Origin of the sequence: Paenibacillus pasadenensis, assembly GCF_002864175.1 — a bacterium.
In the GTDB taxonomy this organism is placed as follows: domain Bacteria; phylum Bacillota; class Bacilli; order Paenibacillales; family Paenibacillaceae; genus Paenibacillus_O; species Paenibacillus_O pasadenensis.
On sequence record NZ_NFEZ01000004.1, the window covers coordinates 1,586,445 to 1,605,357 of the forward strand.

16 protein-coding genes are annotated in these 18,913 nt (G+C 65.9%); 13 read left to right on the forward strand and 3 right to left on the reverse strand.

All coding sequences use genetic code 11. The annotated features are described in order from the left end of the window. Positions 1 to 58: 58 nt before the first annotated feature. Positions 59 to 751, reverse strand: coding sequence for a hypothetical protein (locus B8V81_RS16495; RefSeq protein ID WP_101808766.1), 693 nt, complete (start codon positions 749 to 751; stop codon positions 59 to 61). Positions 752 to 891: 140 nt separating this feature from the next. Continuing rightward, positions 892 to 1,353 carry a hypothetical protein gene (locus tag B8V81_RS16500; RefSeq protein ID WP_101808767.1) on the reverse strand — a complete coding sequence of 154 codons (462 nt, stop codon included), beginning with the start codon at positions 1,351 to 1,353 and terminating at the stop codon, positions 892 to 894. 116 nt (positions 1,354 to 1,469) lie between these two features. Here B8V81_RS16500 and B8V81_RS16505 point away from each other — a divergent pair, with 116 nt between their 5' ends. The 8 genes from B8V81_RS16505 (at position 1,470) to B8V81_RS16540 (ending at position 10,674) form a co-directional block, all read left to right on the forward strand. After that, positions 1,470 to 2,312, forward strand: coding sequence for a hypothetical protein (locus tag B8V81_RS16505; RefSeq protein ID WP_101808768.1), 843 nt, complete (start codon positions 1,470 to 1,472; stop codon positions 2,310 to 2,312). 149 nt (positions 2,313 to 2,461) lie between these two features. After that, complete coding sequence (gene zwf / locus B8V81_RS16510; protein WP_101808769.1) at positions 2,462 to 4,018, forward strand: glucose-6-phosphate dehydrogenase; 1,557 nt, start codon at positions 2,462 to 2,464, stop codon at positions 4,016 to 4,018. 106 nt (positions 4,019 to 4,124) lie between these two features. Continuing rightward, on the forward strand, positions 4,125 to 4,754 hold the full coding sequence (locus tag B8V81_RS16515; protein ID WP_028600012.1) for a cyclase family protein: 630 nt from the start codon (positions 4,125 to 4,127) through the stop codon (positions 4,752 to 4,754). Between the two features lie 114 nt (positions 4,755 to 4,868). Further along, entirely contained in the window at positions 4,869 to 6,455 is a 1,587-nt protein-coding gene (locus B8V81_RS16520; RefSeq protein WP_028600011.1) for a peptide chain release factor 3, read from the forward strand. A 135-nt stretch (positions 6,456 to 6,590) separates the two neighbouring features. After that, positions 6,591 to 7,604, forward strand: coding sequence for a LacI family DNA-binding transcriptional regulator (locus B8V81_RS16525; protein WP_028600010.1), 1,014 nt, complete (start codon positions 6,591 to 6,593; stop codon positions 7,602 to 7,604). Between the two features lie 28 nt (positions 7,605 to 7,632). Beyond that, complete coding sequence (locus B8V81_RS16530) at positions 7,633 to 8,829, forward strand: Gfo/Idh/MocA family protein (RefSeq protein ID WP_043111634.1); 1,197 nt, start codon at positions 7,633 to 7,635, stop codon at positions 8,827 to 8,829. 43 nt (positions 8,830 to 8,872) lie between these two features. Next, positions 8,873 to 9,556 (forward strand): ThuA domain-containing protein, encoded by a 684-nt coding sequence (locus B8V81_RS16535; RefSeq protein ID WP_028600008.1) that lies wholly within the window; start codon positions 8,873 to 8,875, stop codon positions 9,554 to 9,556. Positions 9,557 to 9,564: 8 nt separating this feature from the next. After that, a complete protein-coding gene (locus B8V81_RS16540) occupies positions 9,565 to 10,674 on the forward strand; it encodes a Gfo/Idh/MocA family protein (protein ID WP_028600007.1) in 1,110 nt (369 codons plus the stop codon). A 103-nt stretch (positions 10,675 to 10,777) separates the two neighbouring features. Here B8V81_RS16540 and B8V81_RS16545 read toward each other — a convergent pair whose 3' ends face one another. Then, positions 10,778 to 12,472 (reverse strand): PucR family transcriptional regulator, encoded by a 1,695-nt coding sequence (locus B8V81_RS16545; protein WP_180968471.1) that lies wholly within the window; start codon positions 12,470 to 12,472, stop codon positions 10,778 to 10,780. Between the two features lie 186 nt (positions 12,473 to 12,658). Here B8V81_RS16545 and B8V81_RS16550 point away from each other — a divergent pair, with 186 nt between their 5' ends. From B8V81_RS16550 to B8V81_RS16570, 5 genes are all read left to right on the forward strand, one after another. Further along, positions 12,659 to 14,044, forward strand: a complete 1,386-nt coding sequence (locus B8V81_RS16550; RefSeq protein ID WP_028600005.1) for an amidohydrolase family protein — start codon at positions 12,659 to 12,661, stop codon at positions 14,042 to 14,044. Positions 14,045 to 14,096: 52 nt separating this feature from the next. Then, positions 14,097 to 15,260, forward strand: a complete 1,164-nt coding sequence (locus B8V81_RS16555; RefSeq protein ID WP_244912781.1) for an ABC transporter permease — start codon at positions 14,097 to 14,099, stop codon at positions 15,258 to 15,260. Then, positions 15,257 to 16,192: an ABC transporter permease gene (locus B8V81_RS16560; protein ID WP_101808771.1), complete on the forward strand. Its 936-nt coding sequence runs from the start codon at positions 15,257 to 15,259 to the stop codon at positions 16,190 to 16,192. The genes B8V81_RS16555 and B8V81_RS16560 overlap by 4 nt, the downstream gene beginning before the upstream one ends. A gap of 33 nt (positions 16,193 to 16,225) precedes the next feature. Next, positions 16,226 to 17,755, forward strand: coding sequence for an ABC transporter ATP-binding protein (locus B8V81_RS16565; RefSeq protein WP_101808772.1), 1,530 nt, complete (start codon positions 16,226 to 16,228; stop codon positions 17,753 to 17,755). A gap of 84 nt (positions 17,756 to 17,839) precedes the next feature. Continuing rightward, the gene (locus B8V81_RS16570) at positions 17,840 to 18,904 is read left to right on the forward strand and encodes a BMP family protein (protein ID WP_228551348.1); all 1,065 of its coding nucleotides are present in this window, start codon (positions 17,840 to 17,842) and stop codon (positions 18,902 to 18,904) included. Positions 18,905 to 18,913 lie beyond the last annotated feature (9 nt).

Below are 18,913 nucleotides of genomic sequence, written 5' to 3' on the forward strand. Positions count from 1 at the left end.
CCGAAGCGGCGCCTGCCCCGCTCACAAAGAGGCGGCGCCTGCTTCGCGCGAGCGGGGCTTAGACGCTTTCGTGCAGCCGCCAGCCTTGCGGCGGCAGGAAGCTGCCCGGCGTCCCATACTCGTTGTACTGCGTATAGGGCAGCGTCAGCGCGTCGCTCAGCAGCGAGCGGGACGGCTGCGCCAGCAGCCCGGTCAGGATGTCCTCGGCGCAGGGGAGCAGGCCTTCCGCGCTGAACAGAGCGCGGAGCACGGAGTCCGGCCGCTCGTCGAGCAGGCGGCGCAGGGCGATCGAATCGAGCTGGAGCCTCCCTTTCCCGGCAGCCTCGGCAGGCTGGAATCCGGCTGCTGCGGCGGCAGGATGCGCAGCCAGGCGGCATAGCTCCGCTTCAACGTCATCGCTCAACGTCGCGCTGTAGCGGAAGCCCAGCAGCAGCAGCGAGTTCCATCCGCTCTCAAGCCTGCGGACGGCCTCTCCAAGGCCGGGGACGTCCAGGACGCTTCTGCCGTCCGCCAGATGGCGGCGGCGTTCCCGCAAGCGGCGGATGTCCAGGAGCTGAGCGGCCATCGCTTCCGACCAGGAAGCGGCCTCCGCGAGCGCTCTCTTCATATGACCGCCTGCTTCTCCATAGAGCAGGCTCCAGTCCGGAGCCCCAGAGGGCGCGGAGGTCTCCGGACGGATGGAGGCGGGCTGGATCGGCGCTGTCCGCTCGATCGAGCGGCGAGGGAAGATCCGTTGCAAGGGCTGGAGCATGGGAGGTCCTCCTTCCTGATGCGGAATGGAATGCTTTCCCTCTTTTACCCGGATCGATCGACGCGCCAAACTGCCTGCTCCCTTTTTTTCGAAAAGGAAGCAGGCTGATCCGCGCTGAGCCGGCCGAGTCCAGCTCCGTATCAGATGAGAAGCAGCAGAAAGGCCAGGGCGGCCAGACTGACGCCGATCGCCGCGCCGAAGCCATACGGCGGAAATCCGCCAGGGTAGCCGCCGGGATAACCGCCGGGACCGCCCGGATAGCCGAAGCCCTGCGCTCCTCCCTCGGCCGCGCCGGGGCCGTAAGGATAGCCGGGACGGAACGGAAAAGCCTGCGTATGGGCTTCCGGCTCCAAGTCGGCCGACTTGGCGGCCTTGCCTTTTTTGCCCTTGACCTTAGACGGCTTGGCGGTCTTGGCGGCAGAAATGCCGGCGGACAGGAAGCGGCGGTCATGATGCTCCTCGCCGCCGTTCAAGAAAATATGGCCGTCGCGGCAGGCGGTGAGCATGCCGACATGGCGCGTGCCGTCCTTCAGGATCATGCATACGGGCATGCCGCAAAATTGCTTGATGTGGTCTTCGTGAAGCGGTCGAATCGGTTCCATGCTGCCAATCATCCTTTCTGATCGAAGTGGGGGATGGGATGATGCAGTATATTCACCTACGGGCGAATGCGCATGGTCAAATACCCAATTCGGATCATCCGAAAGGAGCGGATCGGATGCAAGCGAACGATTTGGAGCGGAAACGGCGGTCCAGGCAGGCTTTCGGGCTGGGGGCTGCGGCGCTGCTGCTCGCCGTGCTGGCCCTCTACTCGTCTTCCCGCGGGGCGGGGACGCCAGGGTGGGGAGTGCCCGACAAGCCGGCGAGCGCGAGCCAGCTCGTGTCGGCGTCGACGGGCGATCTGGGCCGGCTCTGGCAATGGGCCGATGCGGAGTTCAGCGGCGGCGCGGCCGGCGGCAGCTGGGGACTTCGCTGGCTCGTCCCGGAGCTGACGGAGACGCAGGCGAAGCAGCTGCGGACGCAGCTGGCCGGCGCCGATGCGGCTTCCGTGCCTTCCACGGATGAAAGGGGAACGGAATCGGGCATTCTATGGAAAGCGGAGCGGACGGACGAAACGGGCCGCTGGCTCGTCTCCGCGCTGCGGAGCGGCAGCGGGGAAGGAGCGGTGGAAGCCGTCATCCGGCTGGCAGCGGCGCAGCCCGCTTCCAAGCCGTCGCTGGAGCGCGCGCAAGCGCGGGTGCTCGGCGTCCTGCGCGGCGCCGGCGTGGACGACGCGGCCGCGCTCCTGTCGATTCAGGCAAGCGGGAACGGGCTGCGGGAGGACAGCGCCGAGCGCATCCTCGCGGCTGCCGAGGCGCGGCGGCTGGACAAGTACGAGGACGAGGCGACGATCGTGTCGACCTACGCCACCAACCGCCTAGAGGGATCCGTAAGCCTGGAGGCTGATGATGGCTCGGAGCGGGCGAACCTGCAGCTGGCGCAGTCCAAGCCGGGAAACAAACCAGGCGCAGCCCTCACGATCGGCGTGCCTTTATTGACGGGCGAGGCCGGCCAGCCCTAGGCGGGCGCAGCCGCCATGCTTCGATGCTTGCCGAACGTGAAGGGCCCATGAAGATTGGGTGAGATCAATAGCCGCGCCCTGCACGATATGATACACTACATACCATATCGAACCGATCCAACCAAATTCATGACGAAAGAATGAGGAACATGAACTACTCTAACAAACAGGAACTGACAGCCGCCGAAGGCGCGGTCTACTATCTGTTCGGAGCCACAGGCGATCTGGCGAGGAGGAAGCTGTTCCCGGCGCTCTTTTCCCTATATAAAGAAGGCAAGCTGGCGGAAAACTTCGCGGTCGTCGGCCTCGCCCGCCGTCCTCGCGACAACGACCAGTTCCGCCAGGACATATTCGAGTCGATCCAGGAGTTCTGCCGGTACAAGCCGTCCGATCCGGAGCTGTGGAGCCGGTTCGCCGATCATTTCGTCTACATGCCGCTAGACATCCACAACGTGGACGGCTTCCGCGAGCTGAACCGGCTGTCCGGCGAGCTCGACCAGAAGTTCGGCATCAACGGCAACCGCCTGTTCTACCTCGCGCTGGCGCCGGAGCTGTTCGGTCCGGTCTCGTTCAACCTGCGGGACGGAGGGCTGCTCGAGTCCGCCGGCTGGCATAAGCTCGTCATCGAAAAGCCGTTCGGCTATGACCTGAAGTCGGCGCGCGAGCTGAACAGCCAGCTGAGCCAGGTGTTCAAGGAAGAAGAGGTGTACCGGATCGACCACTATCTCGGCAAGGAGATGGTGCAGAACATCCAGGTGCTGCGCTTCGCCAACCAGATGTTCGAGCCGCTCTGGAACAAGAATCATATCGCCAACGTGCAGATCACGCTGTCGGAGACGGTCGGCGTCGAGGAGCGCGGCGGCTACTACGACCACTCCGGAGCGCTGCGGGACATGGGCCAGAACCATATCCTGCAGATGATCACGATGATCGCGATGGAGCCGCCGGGACGCCTTCATCCGGAGAGCCTGCGCGACGAAAAGGTCAAGGTGCTCCGCTCGCTGCGCCAGTTCGCCGGCAGCGACGAGGTGCGCGAGCGCGTCGTGCGCGCGCAGTACCGCGCAGGCAGCAGCAAGGTCAAGGAGCTGCCGGGCTACCGGCAGGAGGACAAGGTCGATCCCGAGTCGACGACGGAGACGTACTTCGCCGCCAAGGTGTTTGTGGACAACTTCCGCTGGGCGGGCGTGCCGTTCTACATCCGCACGGGCAAGCGGCTGCCGGTCAAGACGACGGAAGTCGTGATCGAGTTCAAAAACGTGCCGGACAACGTGCTGTTCGCCAAGCGGCATCAGCTCGCTCCGAACCTGCTCGTCATACGCGTCAATCCGATGGAGGGCATCTACCTCAAGATCAACGCCAAGCGGCCGGGCTCCGACAACGAGGTGCAGCCGGTCGCGATGGAGTTCTGCCAAAGCTGCCAGATCGGCATCAATACGCCGGAAGCGTACGAGCTGCTCCTCTACGACGCCGCTCGCGGCGACTCCACATACTTCACCCGCTGGGACGAAGTCGCGGCCGCTTGGACGTTCGTCGACCGCATCGCCGCCGCATGGCGCGAGTCCGACGGCGATCTCCGCTCGTATGCGGCCGGCTCCTGGGGGCCGGAAGAAGCGGATCGCCTGCTGCAGCAGGACGGATTCTTCTGGTGGCCGGTCAACGGCCAGGCCGAAGACAACGTCGTCTGGATCAGCGGCGGCGGCAGCTGATTCGACCGATTTTTCATATCCATCGCCATTCCAATCCTGTTCGGGCATCCGGACAGGATTTGAGGCGTTTTGGCCCGTCTATTCCTTCTCGCGAAAGGGGATTCCTATGTTCAAGATCTACGACATCTCCATGACGGTCCAGCCCGGCATGGCCGTATGGGGCCGCGCTCCCGAAAAGCAGCCGGAGCTGCGCACGCTCAGCCCGCATCCTCCGGACAAGGACGGCGTCTACGAATCCGAGCTGCGGCTCGGCCTCCATACCGGCACGCATCTCGACGCTCCGCTGCATATGCTGGCGGACGGCGATACGATCGAGACGATCGGCCTCGAGGAGCTGGTGGGAAGCGCGCGGGTCGTCGACTTGACGGCCGTGCGCGACGGCATCGGACGCGCCGATCTGGAGCCGCTCGGCCTCGTCCGGGGCGACTGGGTGCTGTTCAAGACGATCAACTCCGAGACGGAAACGTTCGAGGACGACTTTATCTACTTGCGCGAAGATGGCGCTCGGTATTTAATTGAAGTAGGGGTTCGAGGCATCGGCACGGACGCGCTCGGCATCGAGCGCTCGCAGCCGGAATTTCCGACGCATCGGCTGCTGTTCCGCAACCGCATCCTGATTGTGGAGGGCCTCAGGCTCAAGGAGGTCGCCGCCGGAACCTACTTCATGGTCATCGCTCCGCTCAAGCTGAGCGGGATCGAGGCCGCGCCCGCGCGGGCGCTGCTGATCGGTTCATGACAGAGGGGAACAAGCCGATGCTGCATCCGATCTGAGTTTTCCGGCCATCCGCCAACGGAGAGCGACGCACAAGTCGGAGCCTGACGATAAATTGCACGAAGCAAGGAGAAGTCAATGACGAAGCAACTTATGGAAGAGATTCAACACGAAGTCGACAAGAGGCGGACGTTCGCCATCATTTCCCACCCTGACGCCGGCAAGACGACGCTGACCGAGAAGCTGCTGCTGTTCGGCGGCGCGATCCGCGAGGCGGGGTCCGTCAAGGCCCGCAAGGCAAGCAAGCACGCGACCTCCGACTGGATGGAGATCGAGAAGCAGCGCGGCATCTCGGTCACGTCCTCGGTGATGCAGTTCGATTACAAAGGGCATCGCGTCAACATCCTGGATACGCCGGGCCACCAGGACTTCAGCGAGGACACGTACCGCACGCTGACGGCCGCGGACAGCGCGGTCATGCTCATCGACGTCGCCAAGGGCGTCGAGGCGCAGACGATCAAGCTGTTCCAGGTATGCCGCCGGCGCGGCATTCCGATCTTCACGTTCATCAACAAGCTGGACCGCGAAGGGCAGAGCCCGTTCGACCTGATGGAGGAGCTCGAGCGCGTGCTCGGCATCCGCAGCGTGCCGATGAACTGGCCGATCGGCATGGGCCGCGAGCTGTGCGGCGTCTATGACCGCATGAAGGACCAGGTCGAGCTGTTCCAGGGCAACGACCACTCGACGATCGAGGTGCGCAAGGTCGGCGGCTTCCGCGATCCGGTCATCCGCGAGATGGCGGGCGACTATTTGGCCGACCAGCTGGAGCAGGACCTGGAGCTGCTCGATGTCGCGGGCGACCCGTTCGACTTCGAGAAGGTGCGAGCCGGCGAGCTGACGCCGGTGTTCTTCGGCAGCGCGGTCAACAACTTCGGCGTGCAGACGTTCCTGGAGAACTTCCTGCAGCTGGCGCCCAAGCCGACGCCGCGCAACAGCACGAGCGGACCGGTGGAGCCGACGAGCGAGAAGTTCAGCGGCTACGTGTTCAAGATCCAGGCCAACATGAATCCGGCGCACCGCGACCGGATCGCGTTCCTGCGCATCGTCTCCGGCCGCTTCGAGCGCGGCATGAGCGTCAAGCATGTGCGCATGGGCAAGGACATCAAGCTCGCCCAGCCGCAGCAGTTCCTCGCCCAGGACCGCGACATCGTCGAGGCGGCTTATCCGGGCGACATCATCGGCCTGTTCGATCCCGGCATCTTCCGGATCGGCGACTCGCTCGCGATGACCAAGGAGCTCGAGTTCGACGAGCTGCCGACGTTTTCGCCGGAAATTTTCGCCAAGGTATCCATCAAGAACGCGCTCAAGAAAAAGCAGTACGAGAAGGGCCTCGACCAGCTGACCGAAGAGGGCACGATCCAGGTGTTCACGACGGCGGGCGGCTTCGAGGACACGATTCTCGGCGTCGTCGGCCAGCTGCAGTTCGAGGTGTTCGAATACCGCATGAAGGGCGAGTACGGCGTCGACGTCATCCTGCAGCGGATGCCGTTCCAGTTCGCCCGCTGGATCGTCGACGACAATATCGATCCGTCCAAGTACCGCATCAACTCGACGCTCGTGAAGGACAAAAAGGGCAACTATGTCGCGCTCTTCGAGAACGAGTACGCGATGCGCACGGCCATGGACAAAAATCCGACCTCGAAATTCCTCGAGACCGCTCCTTAATGGAGCGGTTTTTTTTGCGCTCGCTCGATGTCGCGATTTCGCATTGACAGCTGAAAGCGCTTCGCGTTAGAATGAACGCGCGTACATTATGATGGCATCAGAGGGTCCAAGAAGAAGCGGAAAGATGGTTTTGCGATGAGGAAGCAAGTAGCGGACAAGGCGGGCGTTTCCGAGGCGACGGTCTCGAGGGTGTTCAGCGGATCCGAGGCGGTGAAGCCGAAAACCCGCGAGCGGGTGCTGCAGGCGGCAAGCGAGCTGGGCTACGTGCCGAGCGAGCTGGCGCGGCAGTTCGCGAAGCGGCGCAGCGGCAATATCGGAGTCGTGCTTCCGTACCTGCCCAAGGTGCAGCTGTTCTCGACGTATTATTTCTCGGAAATTCTCGGCGGCATCAGCGAGGCGGCGCGGGAGCTCGGTTCCGACCTGCTGCTGCTGCAGCGCAGCCCGGACGAGCGGCGGGAATACGGGCTGCTGTTCCGGCAGCGCAAGGTCGGCGGCCTGATCGTGCTCGGCGCCCGCGACGGCGAGGAGGAGCGAGAGGCGCTGCTGGAGCTGGAGCGGGACGGGCATGCCTACGCGCTCGTCAATCAGCGGATGGAAGGGCTCGAGCAGCGGACCGTGGAGGCGGATCATCGGGAAGGAAGCCGGCTGGCGACGGCGCATCTGCTGGAGCAGGGCTGGAGCCGTCCGGCGTTTGTCGGCGGTCCGCCGGATTATTCCAACAGCCGCGACCGGCTGCTCGGCTACCGCGATGCGATGAGCGCCGCCGGCGCGGAGCGGCTCGAGCCGCTCGTCGGCAACTATAGCCGCAAAAGCGGGCTGGAGATGGCTGACGCTGCGGCTCGGCTGATTCGCAGCGGCGAGGCCGACGCGCTGGCGGCGGCGAACGACCGCATGGCGATCGGCCTGCTGCAAGGAATGCGGCAGCTCGGGCTGGAAGCCGGCCGGGACTATGGCCTGGCCGGCTACGACGATTCCGACGGCGCGAGGCTGACGCAGCCGGCGCTGACGAGCGTTTCGGCCAGCTTTTACGAGATGGGCCGGCTGGCGGCGAGGATGGCGCTCGGCGAGCTGGAGCGGCCGGACGGGAAGCTGCCGCCGCGGCTCGTCGTGCGGGAGTCGAGCCTGAAGCGGGATGTCGAGCGGAATTGACCAATTCAAGCGAAACGGGGAGAGGCATATGGCGCAAGCGGAAGTGAAGAACACCCTTCGGATCGGCATGATCGGCTACAAGTTCATGGGCAAGGCGCACAGCAACGCCTATCGGGCGCTGCCGATGTTTTTCGGCGGCGCTCCGCTGCTGCCGGAGATGGCCGTACTGTGCGGGCGTGATGCCTCCGCGGCCGAGACGGCGAGAGCTCAGCTCGGCTGGCGGGAGCTGGAGACGGACTGGCGCAAGCTGGTGGAGCGCGACGATCTCGATCTGATCGACATCAACGCGCCGAGCGACGCGCATCTGGAGATCGCGGTCGCGGCGGCGAACGCGGGCAAGCATCTGTTCTGCGAGAAGCCGCTGGCGCTCTCGCTGGCGGATGCCCGCACGATGCTGAAGGCGGCCGAGGATGCCGGGGTCAAGCATATGACCGGCTTCAACTACCGCTTCTCGCCGGCGGTGAAGCTGGCGAAGAAGCTTGTGGAGGAAGGGCGGCTCGGACGCATCTATCATTTCCGCGCGTGGTTCCTGCAGGACTGGATCGTCGATCCGGACTTCCCGCTCGTATGGCGGCTGCAAAAGGAGATCGCCGGCTCGGGCTCGCATGGCGATCTCGGGGCGCATCTGATCGACCTGGCCCGCCATCTGGTCGGAGAGTTCGACGAGGTGGTCGGCATGAGCGAGACGTTCGTCAAGGAGCGTCCGCTGCCGACGGAAATGTCCGGGCTGAGCGCGAAGGGCGGCGCGTCCGCGGATGCGCCGCGCGGCCCGGTCACGGTCGACGACGCCACGCTGTTCCTGGCGCGCTTCGCGAACGGGGCGCTCGGCAGCTTCGAGGCGACGCGCTTCGCGCCGGGACATCGCAGCACCAACTCGTTCGAGATCAACGGCAGCAAGGGCAGCGTCCGCTTCGACTTCGAGCGGATGAACGAGCTGGAGGTGTATTTCGCCGACGATGCGGAGGACGTGCAGGGCTTCCGGCGGGTGCTGTGCACGGATGCGGCCCACGCCTATTCGGAGGCTTGGTGGCCGGCCGGGCATACGATCGGATTCGAGCATACGTTCACGCATGAGATGCTGGAGCTGATGAGCGCGGTCGCGGAAGACCGCCAGCCGAGCCCGAGCTTCGTGGACGGCGTCAAGTGCCAGGAGGTGCTCGAGGCGGTGGAGCGCTCCGTGGAGGAGCGCCGCTGGGTGAAGCTGGCGGAGATGGAGCAAGGCTGAACGGCGGCGGAAGATCGGGAACCGGGAGAGGGGAAGAGAAGAAATGAATAAACAGGCATTGATCGTGCAAGGCGGCTGGGACGGCCATCAGCCCGCGGAGGTGGCGGAGCTGCTGGCCGGCGTGCTTCGCGGCGAAGGCTTCGAGGTGAAGGTCTCGGATACGCTGGACAGCTTCAAGGATGCGGCGCTGATGGCGTCGCTCGACCTGATCGTGCCGATCTGGACGATGGGCACGATCGAGCAGGAGCAGCTGAAGCCGCTGCTCGAGACGGTGCAGGCCGGCTGCGGGCTGGCCGGCTGCCACGGCGGGATGTCGGACGCGTTCCGTCAGGAGGTCGACTATCAGTACATGGTCGGCGGCCAGTGGGTCGCGCATCCGGGCAACGACGGCGTCCGCTACGATGTCGAGATGGTCGACGCGGACGATCCGCTGACGTCCGGCATCGGGACGATCGAGGTCGCCTCGGAGAAGTACTACATGCATGTCGATCCGGCGATCAACGTCCATGCGATCACCCGGTTCGGCGAGACGGAGATGCCGGTCGTCTGGACGAAGGGCTGGGGCGCAGGACGCGTCTATCACTGCACGCTCGGCCATCAGGCGAACATCGTCGAGATGCCGCAGGTGCTGGAGCTGATGCGGCGCGGCATGCTGTGGGCGGCAGAAGGAAAACAAGCGTCTCGGGAAGCGGCAGCCGGGACGGCTCAGGAGGAGACGACGCGATGAGCGGAAGCATGCGGAAGGCGAAGGTCGGCATCATCGGCTGCGGCAACATCAGCCGCATCTATTGCAAGAATCTGCTGGCTTATGAAGAAACGGAGCTCGTGTTCTGCGCCGATCTCGATCCGGCCCGGGCCGCGGAGCGCGCGGCGGAGTACGGCGTGCCGAAATCCGGCACGGCGGAGGAGCTGCTGGCCGATCCGGAGGTAGAGATCGTCGTCAACCTGACGATCCCGGCCTCGCATGCGCGGGTCAGCCTGCAGGCGCTGGAGGCGGGCAAGCATGTCTACGCGGAGAAGCCGATCACGGTGACGCGCGAGGAGGCGCTCGCGCTGCAGGAAGCGTCGCGCCGCACCGGCAAGCGCATCGCCGGCGCTCCGGAGACGTTCCTTGGCGGAGCGATCCAGACCTGCCGCCGGCTGATCGACGAAGGCGCGATCGGTCGTCCGGTCGCCGCCTCGGCGTTCATGCTGAGCGGAGGCCACGAGAGCTGGCATCCGGATCCGGAGTTCTACTACAAGCAAGGCGGAGGCCCGATGTTCGACATGGGGCCGTACTACCTGACCGCGCTCGTGACGCTGCTCGGTCCGATCGCTTCGGTCACCGGCTCGGCCGTGACGACTCACGCCGAGCGGCTGATCCGCAGCGAGCCGAAAAAGGGCACGCTCATCCAGGTCGAGGTGCCGACGCATCTGGCCGGCGTCCTGGATTTTGAAAACGGGGCGGTAGCGACGCTCGTGACGAGCTTCGACACCCCGGGAGGCACGACCGTTCCGCCGATCGAGATCTACGGCACCGAGGGCACGCTGCTCGTGCCGGATCCGAACGGCTTCGGCGGAGACGTGCAGCTGCGCCGGATCGGCTCGCCGGGCTTCGAGAGCATCCCGCTGACGCATGGCTATACGGACAACAATCGCGGCATCGGCGTCGCCGATCTGGCCCGCGCGATCCGCGAGGAGCGGCCTCATCGCGCGAGCGGCGACATGGCGGCGCATGTGCTGGAGGCGATGCATGGCATCCATGACGCGGCGGCAACGGGCATCCGCTACCGCATGCGCAGCCGCTGCGAGCGGCCGGAGCCGATGCCGGAGCTGCAGCCGGAGGACGGCGCGGCGGCAGGCTGACGGCTTCCGCAGCGCGGATCGGCGAATGCGGATTGGCGGAAGGAATCGCCGGCGCGCGGAATTGGAAGGGTAAAGGCCGGATGCGGCAGCTGCCGCGCCCGGCCTAGTTGGTTTTGTCCAGCTCCTCGAGCTGGAAGGCGGTGCGGAAGCGCAGGCTGTCCGCCGGAGATCGCAGGGAGCGTCCGCTCAGCTGCTCGATTTTGGCGATCCGGTAGATGACCGTATTGCGGTGGACGAACAGCGCCTTGGCGGTGTCGGCGATACGTCCGTGATGCTCGTAGTAGGCGCGCAGCGTCCGGCGCAGCTCCTCGCTCTCCTCGGCGAGATCGAGCGCGCCGAACGTCTCGGCGACGAAGCGGCGGCGTTCCTGGAGCGGCAGCATCCGCAGCAGCTCGGGCAGCTCGCGCACATGGCTGAACTGGATGAAGCGCCGCTTGCCACCGAGCAGGCCGGACTGCCAGGCGTCCTGCGCTTCCTGGAAAGAGCGCGCAAGAAAGCTCAGCGTCTCGGCCGGATTGCCGATGCCGCAGCTGAGTCCGGCGCCGAGCGCTTCCGCGGCTTGGCCGACGGCTCGCTGCAGCGGCGAGCCGAGCAGCGGCTCCAGTCCGCTCGCTCCGCCTGCCCGGCAAGGCTCGATCATCGCCAGGCCGTCCTGCTTGGCGAACAGCAGCCCGCCGAGACCGGCGGAGCGCGCGGCTTTTTTGACCGCTTCGTACAAGGCGTCCCGCTCGCGCCGATCCATCCGCTGCGGACTCGACTCGCCCCCGGCCATCAGGTCGGACGGCGGGTCTTTTTTGATGACGACGCAAACATAGGGCTGCAACGGCTGCAGGCCGTAGACGCTGCCCCGCCGCGCGATCTCGTCCTCCTGGACGATCAGCCCGTCGACGACATCGGAGAGGAAGTCATGCTTGTAGCGGCGCGAGCGCTCGCGCACGGCCAGCGTCTTGAGCAGCTCGAAGCTGGCGACGTTCGCCGCCTGCTCCAGCGTCTGGTAGACCATCTCGTCGGGAGAGCCGTCGCGGCATAAGGCCAGCAGCCCGCCTTGGAGCTGGGTCGTATGGATCGGCGCGGCGAGCACGCCGGACCAGCTGGAGCCGTGGCAATCCAGCGGGAAATAGACCGGGCGGAGGGAGGAGAGCCCTTGACTCTCGCGCAGCCTCCGGAAAATAGAGCTGCCGAGCGGCTCGCCCGTGCCGGAGGACGGCCGCTCGCTGGACATCAAGTCAGCGGGCCAAGCGCCGCCCGCACCGATGCCTGAGGTCGCCAGCGGCTCTCCTTCGATCCCGAGCAGCAGCACGGGCAGGCCGATCAGGCGGCCGACGGCCTCGGTCAGATCCTGGAGGCTGCGCCCTTCCATGACGAGCTCGGTCAGCTGGCGATGGGCGAGCAGCGCATAGCGCATCTCCTCCGTGCGGAACTGCAGGATGCGGCCCATCAGCTGCTGCACCGCATCGGCCAGCGAGCAGTCCAGCCCCAGCTCCAGCAGCGGCAGCTGATGGCGGTCCGCCGCTTCCTGCAGCCCGGCCGGCATGCGGTCAAAGTAGCGCTTCGTCTTGATGCCGAGGCCGGCGCAGCCGAGCCGGGCCATCTCCTCGATGAGGCGCAGCAGCATCTCCGGCTTGTCCTTGACGGCATAGGCGGTCGTGAGCAGCAGCTCATTCGGCTTCAGGAAGTCAAAAATATCCGGCGAATCCATCATGTTGACGCTGGCGACCATCCGGTCGAGCCCGCCCTTGCCGCCGATGAGCCGGGAGCTGCCGAGCACGGGCGCATCAATCAGATCTCCGATCCTCATCGTCCTTCTTCCTCTCGTCATATATATGTCAGATATTCAATCCTGCGAGAGTTCCTTTGGTCATTCGAGCCAAGTGGGCTCTATTTTTTCGTTAAGTATAACCAAAGACAGCAAGGGGAGCAATCCATTATGCTAGTTTCAAGTCAAAGAATGTTAGAAAACATGACATAAACGGGGTGGAGACAGATGGGCACGATACTGATTCGAAACGGCTCCGTCCTGACGATGAACGACAGCCGAGAGCTGCTGGAGCCGGGATATGTGCTGGTGGAGGACGACCGGATCGTCGAGGTCGGCCGCTGGCCGCTGGAGGAAGGCGAGGCGAGGCTGCTCTCGCGGGCCGAACGGATCATCGATGCGGGCGGGATGGCGGTCATCCCGGGGCTGGTCAACGGGCATACGCATCTGTTCCAGACGTTTCTGCGCGGCGTATCCGACGAGTTCCGGCTGTCCGACTGGCTGCGGCAGGTGATCTGGCCGGGCTCGCTGGCGATGGAAGAAGAGGATTTTTATTTGGCGGCGATGATCGGCTGCATCGAGAACCTGAAGTCCGGCGCGACGACGATCATGGACCATCACTACATCCATACGTTTGAAGGCAATACGGACGGCGTGCTGCAGGCGATGCGCGAAAGCGGCATCCGAGGCTATCTGGCGCGGGGCGGAGTCGATCTGAGCTACGAGGAGCGGCTGCGCGAGGAGGAGGAGGACATCTTCCGCCGCACGGAGGAGGCGCTGGAGCGCTGGGACGGCGAGGCGGGCGGCCGGCTGCGGATCGCGATGGGGCCGCTCAATCTGTACGGCTGCTCGCGGCAGTTCCTGGAGCGGGCAGGCCGATTCAGCCGCGAGCGCGGGCTCATCGCCCACATCCATGTCGCGGAGACGAGCAGCCAGATTGAAAATACGCTGGAGCGCTTCGGCCTCCGCAACCTGGAGCTGGTCGAGGCGTCCGGCCTGCTCGGGCCGTCGACCCAGGTCGTCCACGGCATCTGGCTCAGCGACCGCGAGCTGGAGCTGATCCGGGATGCGGGCGCGTCCGTCATCCACTGTCCCGTATCCAACCTGTACCTCGCCTCCGGCGTCGCCAGAGTGCCGGACATGCTGGAGGCCGGCATCAACGTCGCGCTCGGCACGGACGGACCGGGCAGCAACAACTGCCAGGACAATCTGGAGGTGCTCAAGTTCACCGCCTGCCTGCACAAGCTGGATCGGATGGACTCGACCGTGCTGCCGCCGATGCAGGTGCTAGAGCTCGGCACGAGAGGCGGAGCGAAGGCGCTCGGCCGCGAGCATGACCTGGGCAAGCTCGCGCCGGGCATGAAGGCCGACATCGTCATCGTCGATCTGCAAAAGGCGCATATCGCGCCGGTGCACCGCATCTCCTCGGCGCTCGTGTACAACGCCAACGGCAACGATGTGCACACGGTGCTCGTGGACGGACGCGTCGTCGTCAGCGGCGGCCGCTGCACGCTCGTCGACGAGGCGGAGGTGATCCGCCGCGCCCAGAGCCGCGTCGATCGGCTGCGAAGCCGGCTGGCCGCCTCTTATCCGGCCTACGCCCAGCGGGGCTGACGCCGGATCGGAGGCGAGATCGACAGAAGTTCCATAGAAGGGGGTCATCCATTTGGGAGATAAGGGCACGGCCCGTGAAAAAGCCCTCCTGCTGCTCGTCGAAGCGCTGTTTTACGCTCTGGCGCTTGCCGGGGCGCTGGCGGCAGGAGCGGCGGTGATGGCGGCGGCGGGCATCTCGCCCTGGTCGGCCTATCCGGTCCTGTGGGAGGGGGCGGCCGGCAGCGCGAACAGCATCAAGGAAACGCTCGTGAAGGCGACGCCGCTGCTGCTTACGGGGCTCGCCTACAGCTTCGCTTACCGCTGCGGCCTGTTCAACATCGGCGCCGAAGGCCAGCTCTACGCCGGAGCGCTCGCCGGCACGGCGGCGGCGCTGCTGCTGCCGCCGCTGCCGGGCTGGCTGCATCTGCCGCTGGCGCTGCTGTGCGGCATGGCGGGCGGGGCGCTCTGGGGCGGCATCGCCGGAGCGCTCAAGGCCGGCCGAGGAGCAAGCGAGATCATCAATACGATCATGCTCAATTATGTCGGCCTGTACGTCGTCAGCTACATGGTGACGGGGCCGCTGCGCGATGCCGGCGGGTCGCTGCCGCAGACGGCGGCGATTCCGCTGGCGGCGGAGCTGCCCAGGCTGCTCGGCTCGCGGCTGCATGCCGGCGTGTTCGTCGCGCTGGGCGCGGCGCTCATCGCCTATCTCCTGCTGCATCGCTCGGCATGGGGCTACGAGATCCGCTCTGCCGGCTCGAACCGGCGGGCGGCCGAGGTGATGGGCATGCCGGTGAGGCGCAACACCGTGCTTGTGCTCATGGCGAGCGGCGGCTTCGCCGGTCTGGCCGGGTGGGTCGAGATCGCCGGCGTGCAGCATCGGCTGCTGCAGAATTTTTCCCCGGGCTTCGGCTATGACGGCATCGCGGTCGCGCTGCTCGGAGGCGCGCATCCGCTCGGAAACATCCTGTCGGCGCTGCTGTTCGGCGGACTGCGCAGCGGAGCGAACGCGATGCAGCGCGCGACGGGCGCCTCGACTTCTCTCGTCTACGTCATCCAGGCGGTGCTCATCATCCTGCTGCTCTGCAACCGCTACTGGCTGGCCGGGGTGAAGCGGACGATCGTCGCGCGGCTCGTCGGCCGGCGGTCGGCGGAGCAATCCGGGCACTCCGGGCAATCCGGGCAACCCGGACAGAGCGCGGCTATCGATTCCAAGCTAGGAGGGGAAGGCGCATGAGCGCAGACGTATGGATCAACTACGCAGCGGCGGCAATCCGGCTGTCCGCGATCGTGCTGCTGGCTTCGCTCGGCGTGCTGTTCATGGCGCGCAGCGGCATCCTGAACATCGGCATGGAGGGCATGATGCTGATCGGCGCGCTGGCTGCGGTGCTCGGCTCGGCCGCCGGCGGCAGCGCCTGGACGGGACTGGCGGCCGGCGCTGCCGCGGGCTGCCTGATCGGCCTTCTGTTCGCCTTTCTCGTCGTCACGACCGGAGCGGACCAGGTCATCATCGGCACCGCGCTCAATCTGCTCGGCCTTGGCGTGACGACCGTTTTCGGGCGCAGCCTGCTCGGCATGGGCACGGAAGCGCGGCAGGCGGTCAGCCTGCAGCCGTGGCCGGTTCCGCTGCTGAGCGATCTGCCGGTCGTCGGACCGCTGCTGTTCCAGCACAATGCGCTGACTTATCTCGCCTTCCTGCTGCTGCCGGCCGTCAGCCTCGTCCTGTATCGGACGAACTGGGGACTCAGCGTGCGTGCGGTCGGCGAGCATCCGCTGGCCGCCGATACGCTCGGCGTGCGCGTGCATCGCATCCGCTACCAGTGCTGCGCCATCGGCGGCGTGCTGGCTGGACTTGCGGGGGCGGCGCTGTCGATCGGCATCTTGAACCAGTTCACGGAAAATATGGTGGCGGGGCGAGGGTTCATCGCCTTGTCCGCGGTCATCTTCGGCCGCTGGACGCCAGGGGGCACGGCGGCGAGCTCGCTGCTGTTCGGCGCTGCCGACGCGCTGCAGCTGCGCTTCCAGACGCTCGGCATCGAGATTCCGTACCAGCTGCTCCTCCTCTTCCCGTATGTGCTGACGATGCTCGCCCTATCCTGGTTCTCGGGCCGGACACGGGCGCCGGCAGCGACGGCCATGCCGTACAAAAGCGCCGCCAACCGCGCCTGAGCTTGCTCGAAGCCTAGATAAGGAGGGAACGCCATGCGGACAAACGGCAAAGCGGCGGGAGAAAGCATGCTCGCCACCCGCGGACTGACAAAGCGGTTCGGCTCGTTCACGGCGAACGACAGGCTGGACCTCGATATCCGACGCGGCGAGATCCACGCCATCCTCGGCGAGAACGGCGCCGGCAAAAGCACGCTCATGAACATGCTCTCGGGGCTGATCGAGCCGGACGAGGGCGAGATCCTCTTCAACGGAGCGCCGGTCCGCTTCGATTCGCCTCGCGCGGCGATGAGAGCGGGCATCGGCATGGTGCATCAGCACTTCATGCTCGTGCCGGCGCTGACGGCGGCGGAAAACGTAATGATCGGCCTGAAGCAGGGTCGCGGTCCGCTGTTCCGCAAGCGGCAGGCTTGCCGCGACATCGAGCGGCTGTCGGAGCGGTTCGGACTGCGGATCGATCCCCGGCGCAAGGTGCAGGAGCTGTCCGTCGGACAGCAGCAGCGCGTGGAGATCGTCAAGACGCTGTATCGCGGAGCCGAGTTCATTATTCTCGACGAACCGACGGCGGTGCTGACGCCGCCGGAGGTGGAGGAGCTGATCGTCATTTTGCGCCGCTTGCGGGAGCAGGGCAAGACGATCGTATTCATCAGCCACAAGCTGCAGGAGGTGATGAGCGTCTGCGACCGGGTGAGCGTGCTGCGCTCCGGCCAGCTCGTCGCCAGCCGGGACATCGCTTCGACGAGCGCCTCCGAGCTGGCCGCGCTCATGGTCGGGCGCGAGCTGAAGCCGGTCTCGAACCGGACGGCGCGCCGGCAAGGGCAGACGCATCTGAAGATGAAGGAGGTGCATGCGCCGGCGCCGGAAGGCCAGCCGCTGCAGGGGGTGTCGCTGGAGCTGCGGGAGGGTGAGATATTGGGCATCGCCGGCGTCGACGGCAACGGCCAGCGGGAGCTGTGCGAGGCGCTGCTCGGCCTGCTGCCGATCGCAAGCGGCGAGGTGGAGCTGGGCGGGAAGCGCCTGGAGCGGCCCAATCCGCGGCGGCTGGCGGAGCTCGGGGTCGGCTACATCCCCGAGGATCGGCATCGCGAGGGGCTGTGCCTCGATCTGACTATCGGCGAAAGCTTGATCGCCAAGTCCTATCGCAGCGCTCCGTTCAGCCGCTTCGGGCTGCTGCGCCGGCTTGAAATCCGCCAGGCCGCGGAGCAGGCGGTGCAGTCGTTCCGCGTGCGGACGCCGGGTCTGAGCAAGCCGGTGCGGGCGCTGTCCGGAGGCAATCAGCAGAAGGTCGTGCTGGCGCGCGAGCTGATGCTGGAGCCGAGCCTGCTGCTGGCGATGCAGCCGACGCGGGGCATGGACGTCGGCGCCGCCGAGCATGTGCGCGAGCGGCTGCTCGCCGAGCGCGAGCGCGGCTGCGCCGTGCTGCTGCTGTCGACGGAGCTGGAGGAGCTGCTCGCTCTGTCCGACCGCATCGCGGTGATGTACCAGGGCCGGCTGCTCGGACAGCTGGAGCGCGGCGAGTTCGACGCGGGCCGGATCGGCATGTGGATGGCCGGCATGGAGGGCTGACCGTTCAGGCGGGCGCGGCTCGCGGCTGGAGGAGGTTCATTTCAAACCAAAACGGGGGTCGATGAGATGGAACAGGCATACGGAATGAAGCAGCAGGAAAACGGCAGGAAGCGGCTCGGCAAGCGGAGCCGCATGAGGACGTCGCGGCTGATCGCGCTGCTGCTGGCGCTGACGCTGCTGCTGGCAGGATGCGGCGGCAACAAGGCGGCCGGAACGACTGCCAAGCCGGAAGCGGAAGCGGCGGGCAAGAGCGGCTTCAAGGTCGCCTTGCTGACGCCGGGAGCGGTGAACGACAACGGCTGGAACAGCGTCGCCTACAACGGCTTGCTGAAGATCAAGGATGTGCTCGGAGCCGATACCCAGCATTCGGAGAAGGTCGGGCAATCCGACGCGGCGGAGTTCATCCGCGGCTATGCGCAGGACGGCTTTCAGGTCGTGATCGGCCATGGATTCGAATACGCCGAGCCGATGATGGAGATCGCCAAGGAATTCCCGGACACCTGGTTCCTCGTGACGAGCGCCGCCGTCTCTCAGGAGCCGAACGTCGCCTCGATCAGCATCAACAACCGCGAGCAAGGCTATCTGATGGGCACGGCGGCCGCGCTGCTGTCCAAGTCGGGCAAGGTTGCCGCCATCGGAGGCACGGACATCCCGCCGATCACCAATTCCGTCGCCGGCTTCAAGGAGGGCGCGGAGGCGGCCGTGCCGGGCATCGAGGTGTTCACGGCGATGACAGGCAGCAACGATGACATCGCCAAGGCGAAGGAGACGGCCATTTCGATGATCGAAAAAGGCGCGGACGTCGTGATGGCGAATGCGAACGCGGCCGGCAACGGCGGCATCGAGGCGGCGAAGCAGAAGGGCGTGCTGTCGATCGGCTCCAATGTCGATCTGAATGCGCTCGCGCCGGACACGGTCGCCGTCAGCGTCATCCAGGACTACCCGGCGGCGATGGCGTCGGTCGTGAAGGACATCAAGGAAGGCCGCATGAAAGCGGAGCCCAAGATGCTGGGCGTCAAGGAAGGCGCCGTGTATCTGAGTCCGTACCACGGCTTTGAATCGAGCATACCGCAAGCGGTCAAGGACAAGATCGAGGCGGTCTTCGTCTCGCTCCATAGCGGCGAGCTGCAGGTCAAGAACGAACAATAGGAGGAAGAG

Coding starts and splice junctions, on each gene's coding strand:
- B8V81_RS16570 (WP_228551348.1), top strand. CDS start 17,840: ATGAAGCAGCAGGAAAACGGCAGGAAGCGGCTCGGCAAGCGGAGCCGC.
- B8V81_RS16530 (WP_043111634.1), top strand. CDS start 7,633: ATGGCGCAAGCGGAAGTGAAGAACACCCTTCGGATCGGCATGATCGGC.
- B8V81_RS16500 (WP_101808767.1), bottom strand. CDS start 1,353: ATGGAACCGATTCGACCGCTTCACGAAGACCACATCAAGCAATTTTGC.
- B8V81_RS16520 (WP_028600011.1), top strand. CDS start 4,869: ATGACGAAGCAACTTATGGAAGAGATTCAACACGAAGTCGACAAGAGG.
- B8V81_RS16525 (WP_028600010.1), top strand. CDS start 6,591: ATGAGGAAGCAAGTAGCGGACAAGGCGGGCGTTTCCGAGGCGACGGTC.
- B8V81_RS16515 (WP_028600012.1), top strand. CDS start 4,125: ATGTTCAAGATCTACGACATCTCCATGACGGTCCAGCCCGGCATGGCC.
- zwf (WP_101808769.1), top strand. CDS start 2,462: ATGAACTACTCTAACAAACAGGAACTGACAGCCGCCGAAGGCGCGGTC.
- B8V81_RS16540 (WP_028600007.1), top strand. CDS start 9,565: ATGCGGAAGGCGAAGGTCGGCATCATCGGCTGCGGCAACATCAGCCGC.
- B8V81_RS16560 (WP_101808771.1), top strand. CDS start 15,257: ATGAGCGCAGACGTATGGATCAACTACGCAGCGGCGGCAATCCGGCTG.
- B8V81_RS16565 (WP_101808772.1), top strand. CDS start 16,226: ATGCGGACAAACGGCAAAGCGGCGGGAGAAAGCATGCTCGCCACCCGC.
- B8V81_RS16505 (WP_101808768.1), top strand. CDS start 1,470: ATGCAAGCGAACGATTTGGAGCGGAAACGGCGGTCCAGGCAGGCTTTC.
- B8V81_RS16550 (WP_028600005.1), top strand. CDS start 12,659: ATGGGCACGATACTGATTCGAAACGGCTCCGTCCTGACGATGAACGAC.
- B8V81_RS16545 (WP_180968471.1), bottom strand. CDS start 12,472: ATGAGGATCGGAGATCTGATTGATGCGCCCGTGCTCGGCAGCTCCCGG.
- B8V81_RS16495 (WP_101808766.1), bottom strand. CDS start 751: ATGCTCCAGCCCTTGCAACGGATCTTCCCTCGCCGCTCGATCGAGCGG.
- B8V81_RS16535 (WP_028600008.1), top strand. CDS start 8,873: ATGAATAAACAGGCATTGATCGTGCAAGGCGGCTGGGACGGCCATCAG.